The sequence below is a fragment of the Dyella choica genome (genome assembly GCF_003977665.1).
GTDB lineage: Bacteria > Pseudomonadota > Gammaproteobacteria > Xanthomonadales > Rhodanobacteraceae > Dyella_B > Dyella_B choica.
The window spans coordinates 1-5460 of the sequence record NZ_RYYV01000053.1 but is presented as its reverse complement, the minus strand read 5'-3'; the positions used below and the strand labels follow the sequence as shown (position 1 = coordinate 5460).

2 tRNA genes and 3 rRNA genes are annotated in these 5460 nt (G+C 54.5%); all 5 read right to left on the bottom strand.

Features of this window, described 5'->3' with window-relative positions:
* Positions 1–133: 133 nt before the first annotated feature.
* Positions 134–247 (bottom strand): 5S ribosomal RNA (rrf, locus tag EKH80_RS23540).
* Between the two features lie 173 nt (positions 248–420).
* A 23S ribosomal RNA gene (locus EKH80_RS23535) occupies positions 421–3299 on the bottom strand.
* Positions 3300–3505: 206 nt separating this feature from the next.
* Positions 3506–3581 (bottom strand) — tRNA-Ala (locus EKH80_RS23530).
* Between the two features lie 27 nt (positions 3582–3608).
* A tRNA-Ile gene (locus EKH80_RS23525) sits at positions 3609–3685 on the bottom strand.
* 110 nt (positions 3686–3795) lie between these two features.
* Positions 3796–5340: ribosomal RNA gene (locus EKH80_RS23520) — 16S ribosomal RNA — on the bottom strand.
* Together the 16S, 23S and 5S rRNA genes with 2 tRNA genes alongside form the textbook arrangement of a ribosomal RNA operon.
* Positions 5341–5460 lie beyond the last annotated feature (120 nt).

Here is a 5460-nt window from a genome sequence, read left to right as displayed (position 1 = left end):
CAAAGCAAAACACCTTCCCGGATGGGAAGGCGTTTTAGGGATAAAGCCCCTGGCGGTGACCTGTTGCGGGTGCGCCGAGGCGCGTAAAGAAAAAACCCCCACCGTAATCGGTGAGGGTTTTTAGGGATAAAGCCCCTGGCGGTGACCTACTCTTGCATGGAAAGTCCACACTACCATCGGCGCAGCTGCGTTTCACTTCCGAGTTCGGGATGGGATCGGGTGGGGCCACAGCGCTATAGCCGCCAGGGAAGGGGTGGGAGCAGCGCTTGGTGAGCGCCGGCTCCGCAAAGGGGTAAACGAGTGACAAGCGTCTGGTGAAGTATTCGAGATGTTTCGTCGAAGCATCCGCTCTTTTGAAGCGTCCAGCCATGGATGGCTGGGTCACTTCTAGAGGGACCTACAAAAGCGTCTTGGGGTTATATGGTCAAGCCGCACGGCGCATTAGTACGCGTTAGCTCAATGCATTGCTGCACTTCCACATCGCGCCTATCAACCACCTAGTCTTGATGGTGCCTTAAGGAGAGTTGAACTCTCGGGAGATCTCATCTTGGGGCGTGCTTCCCGCTTAGATGCTTTCAGCGGTTATCACTTCCGTTCGTAGCTACCGGGCAATGCCATGGGCATGACAACCCGAACACCAGCGGAACGTCCACTCCGGTCCTCTCGTACTAGGAGCAGCCCCCCTCAAATCTCCAACGCCCACGACAGATAGGGACCGAACTGTCTCACGACGTTCTGAACCCAGCTCGCGTACCACTTTAAATGGCGAACAGCCATACCCTTGGGACCGGCTACAGCCCCAGGATGTGATGAGCCGACATCGAGGTGCCAAACACCGCCGTCGATATGAACTCTTGGGCGGTATCAGCCTGTTATCCCCGGAGTACCTTTTATCCGTTGAGCGATGGCCCTTCCATACAGAACCACCGGATCACTAAGACCTACTTTCGTACCTGCTTGATCCGTCGATCTTGCAGTCAAGCACGCTTATGCCTTTGCACACAGTGCGCGATGTCCGACCGCGCTGAGCGTACCTTCGTGCTCCTCCGTTACGCTTTGGGAGGAGACCGCCCCAGTCAAACTACCCACCATACACGGTCCCCGATCCGGATTACGGACCTAGGTTAGAACGTCAAGCACTTCAGGGTGGTATTTCAAGGATGGCTCCACCAAGACTAGCGTCCTGGTTTCATAGCCTCCCACCTATCCTACACAGAAGAACTCAACGTTCAGTGTAAAGCTATAGTAAAGGTTCACGGGGTCTTTCCGTCTTGCCGCGGGAACGCTGCATCTTCACAGCGATTTCAATTTCACTGAGTCTCGGGTGGAGACAGCGCCGCTGTCGTTACGCCATTCGTGCAGGTCGGAACTTACCCGACAAGGAATTTCGCTACCTTAGGACCGTTATAGTTACGGCCGCCGTTTACTGGGGCTTCGATCAAGAGCTTCGCCTTGCGGCTGACCCCATCAATTAACCTTCCAGCACCGGGCAGGCGTCACACCCTATACGTCCACTTTCGTGTTTGCAGAGTGCTGTGTTTTTGATAAACAGTCGCAGCGGCCAGGTTACTGCGACCCATCAGTGCTCAGTCACGCATGTGACCACACCGGTGGGCGCACCTTCTCCCGAAGTTACGGTGCCATTTTGCCTAGTTCCTTCACCCGAGTTCTCTCAAGCGCCTTGGGATTCTCACCCTGCCTACCAGTGTCGGTTTACGGTACGGTTTGCTGTAGCTGAAGCTTAGTGGCTTTTCCTGGAAGCGTGGTCTCAGTCACTTCGCCCAAAAGGGCTCGTCTCGGTGCTCGGCATAAAGTGGACCGGATTTGCCTAGTCCACATGCCTACCGCCTTTCCCCGGGACAACCAACGCCCGGTAGACCTAACCTTCTCCGTCCCCACATCGCACTACAGTCAAGTGCTGGAATATTAACCAGCTTCCCATCGACTACGCATTTCTGCCTCGCCTTAGGGGCCGACTCACCCTGCGCCGATGAACGTTGCGCGAGGAAACCTTGGGCTTTCGGCGTGCGGGCTTTTCACCCGCATTATCGTTACTCATGTCAGCATTCGCACTTCTGATACCTCCAGCAGGCTTTACAACCCACCTTCACAGGCTTACAGAACGCTCCTCTACCGCGCACACTTGCGTGTGCACCCCGAGCTTCGGTGTCATGCTTAGCCCCGTTAAATCTTCCGCGCAGACCGACTCGACCAGTGAGCTATTACGCTTTCTTTAAAGGGTGGCTGCTTCTAAGCCAACCTCCTGGCTGTCTATGCCTTTCCACATCGTTTTCCACTTAGCATGAACTTGGGGACCTTAGCTGCGGGTCTGGGTTGTTTCCCTTTTCACGACGGACGTTAGCACCCGCCGTGTGTCTCCCGTACATTCTGTCCTGGTATTCGGAGTTTGCCATGGTTTACTAAGCCGCGATGGCCCGCTAGCCATAACAGTGCTCTACCCCCAGGAAGATTCATACGAGGCGCTACCTAAATAGCTTTCGAGGAGAACCAGCTATCTCCGAGTTTGTTTAGCCTTTCACTCCTATCCTCAGCTCATCCCCATCTATTGCAACAGATGTGGGTTCGGTCCTCCAGTGCGTGTTACCGCACCTTCAACCTGGCCAAGGATAGATCACTCGGTTTCGGGTCTACTGCCAGAGACTATTCGCCCTATTCAGACTCGGTTTCCCTTCGCCTCCCCTATACGGTTAAGCTCGCCACTGACAGTAAGTCGCTGACCCATTATACAAAAGGTACGCAGTCACCCTTGCGGGCTTCCACTGCTTGTACGTATACGGTTTCAGGGTCTATTTCACTCCCCTCTCCGGGGTTCTTTTCGCCTTTCCCTCACGGTACTTGTTCGCTATCGGTCAGTCAGGAGTATTTAGCCTTGGAGGATGGTCCCCCCATGTTCAGACAAGGTTTCTCGTGCCTCGCCTTACTCAATTTCATGCACCGTGCCTTTTCGCCTACAGGGCTATCACCTGCTATGGCCGGCCTTTCCAAACCGTTCGGCTAAAACATGATGCACTTTTGGGCTACTCCCCGTTCGCTCGTCGCTACTGAGGGAATCTCGGTTGATTTCTTTTCCTCCGGGTACTTAGATATTTCAGTTCCCCGGGTTCGCTTCGCTGAGCTATGTATTCACTCAGCGATACTCCTTACGGAGTGGGTTTCCCCATTCGGACATTGCCGGATCAAAGCTTGTTGCCAGCTCCCCGACACTTTTCGCAGGCTGCCACGTCCTTCATCGCCTCTGACTGCCAAGGCATCCACCGTATACGCTTGGTCGCTTGACCATATAACCCCAAATCGCCTCGCGGCCATTCGTTGTCATACACCCAAACAACGCATTCGTCGTTTGCCTCAACGACACATCTCGGTTCAGTTCAAAACCAAGACGCTTGTCACTCGTTTACTTTTTCAAAGAACACAATACCGGCCTCAACGCCGTATCGTTTCATTAAATCTTTTGTGTGCGCTACACATCCGCGTGTCGGCTAACTGGTGGAGCCAGTCGGGATCGAACCGACGACCCCCTGCTTGCAAAGCAGGTGCTCTCCCAGCTGAGCTATGGCCCCGTAAGCTAGGATCAACACCCTAATGAATGGTGGGTCTAGGTGGACTCGAACCACCGGCCTCACCCTTATCAGGGGTGCGCTCTAACCACCTGAGCTACAGACCCATAAAGCTTTAAAAACCCCACCCTTGAAGAGGGAGTCTTTCACGCCGTCGGCGTGCGGATGTGCAGGTGTCTTGTGTGGACGTCTTGCGGCAGCGGTGCTGTCGCTCTCGAAAGGAGGTGATCCAGCCGCACCTTCCGATACGGCTACCTTGTTACGACTTCACCCCAGTCATGAACCACTCCGTGGTCGTCGCCCTCCTTGCGGTTAGGCTAACGGCTTCTGGAGCAACTCACTCCCATGGTGTGACGGGCGGTGTGTACAAGGCCCGGGAACGTATTCACCGCAGCATAGCTGATCTGCGATTACTAGCGATTCCGACTTCACGAAGTCGAGTTGCAGACTTCGATCCGGACTGGGATCGGCTTTCTGGGATTGGCTCCACCTCGCGGTCTCGCAACCCTCTGTACCGACCATTGTAGTACGTGTGTAGCCCTGGCCGTAAGGGCCATGATGACTTGACGTCATCCCCACCTTCCTCCGGTTTGTCACCGGCAGTCTCCTTAGAGTTCCCACCATTACGTGCTGGCAACTAAGGACAAGGGTTGCGCTCGTTGCGGGACTTAACCCAACATCTCACGACACGAGCTGACGACAGCCATGCAGCACCTGTGTTCTGGTTCCCGAAGGCACTTCCGCATCTCTGCAGAATTCCAGACATGTCAAGGCCAGGTAAGGTTCTTCGCGTTGCATCGAATTAAACCACATACTCCACCGCTTGTGCGGGCCCCCGTCAATTCCTTTGAGTTTCAGTCTTGCGACCGTACTCCCCAGGCGGCGAACTTAACGCGTTAGCTTCGACACTGATCTCCGAGTTGAGACCAACATCCAGTTCGCATCGTTTAGGGCGTGGACTACCAGGGTATCTAATCCTGTTTGCTCCCCACGCTTTCGTGCCTCAGCGTCAGTGTTGTCCCAGATGGCCGCCTTCGCCACTGATGTTCCTCCCGATCTCTACGCATTTCACCGCTACACCGGGAATTCCACCATCCTCTGACACACTCTAGCCTCCCAGTATCCACTGCCATTCCCAGGTTGAGCCCGGGGATTTCACAGCAGACTTAAAAGACCGCCTACGCACGCTTTACGCCCAGTAATTCCGATTAACGCTTGCACCCTTCGTATTACCGCGGCTGCTGGCACGAAGTTAGCCGGTGCTTATTCCTCAGGTACCGTCAGCTCCACCGGGTATTAACCAATGGCATTTCGCTCCTGATAAAAGTGCTTTACAACCCGAAGGCCTTCTTCACACACGCGGCATTGCTGGATCAGGCTTGCGCCCATTGTCCAATATTCCCCACTGCTGCCTCCCGTAGGAGTCTGGGCCGTGTCTCAGTCCCAGTGTGGCTGATCATCCTCTCAGACCAGCTATCGATCGTCGCCTTGGTGAGCCATTACCCCACCAACTAGCTAATCGAACATCGGTCCATCCAACCGCGCGAGGTCTTGCGATCCCCCGCTTTCTCCCGTAGGACGTATGCGGTATTAGCGTAAGTTTCCCTACGTTATCCCCCACGTCTGGGCAGGTCCCGATGTATTCCTCACCCGTCCGCCACTCGCCACCCACAGTATTGCTACTGCTGTGCTGCCGTTCGACTTGCATGTGTTAGGCATGCCGCCAGCGTTCAATCTGAGCCAGGATCAAACTCTTCACTTAAGTTTTCGAATGTCCGAAGACACTCTATCTTTCCGAAGCGTTGGTCCTAACCTTAAAACGTCAAGCTTTTGAATTGACTCTTAGGTTAGACGCTTGCAATTAATGGACAATCATCCATCT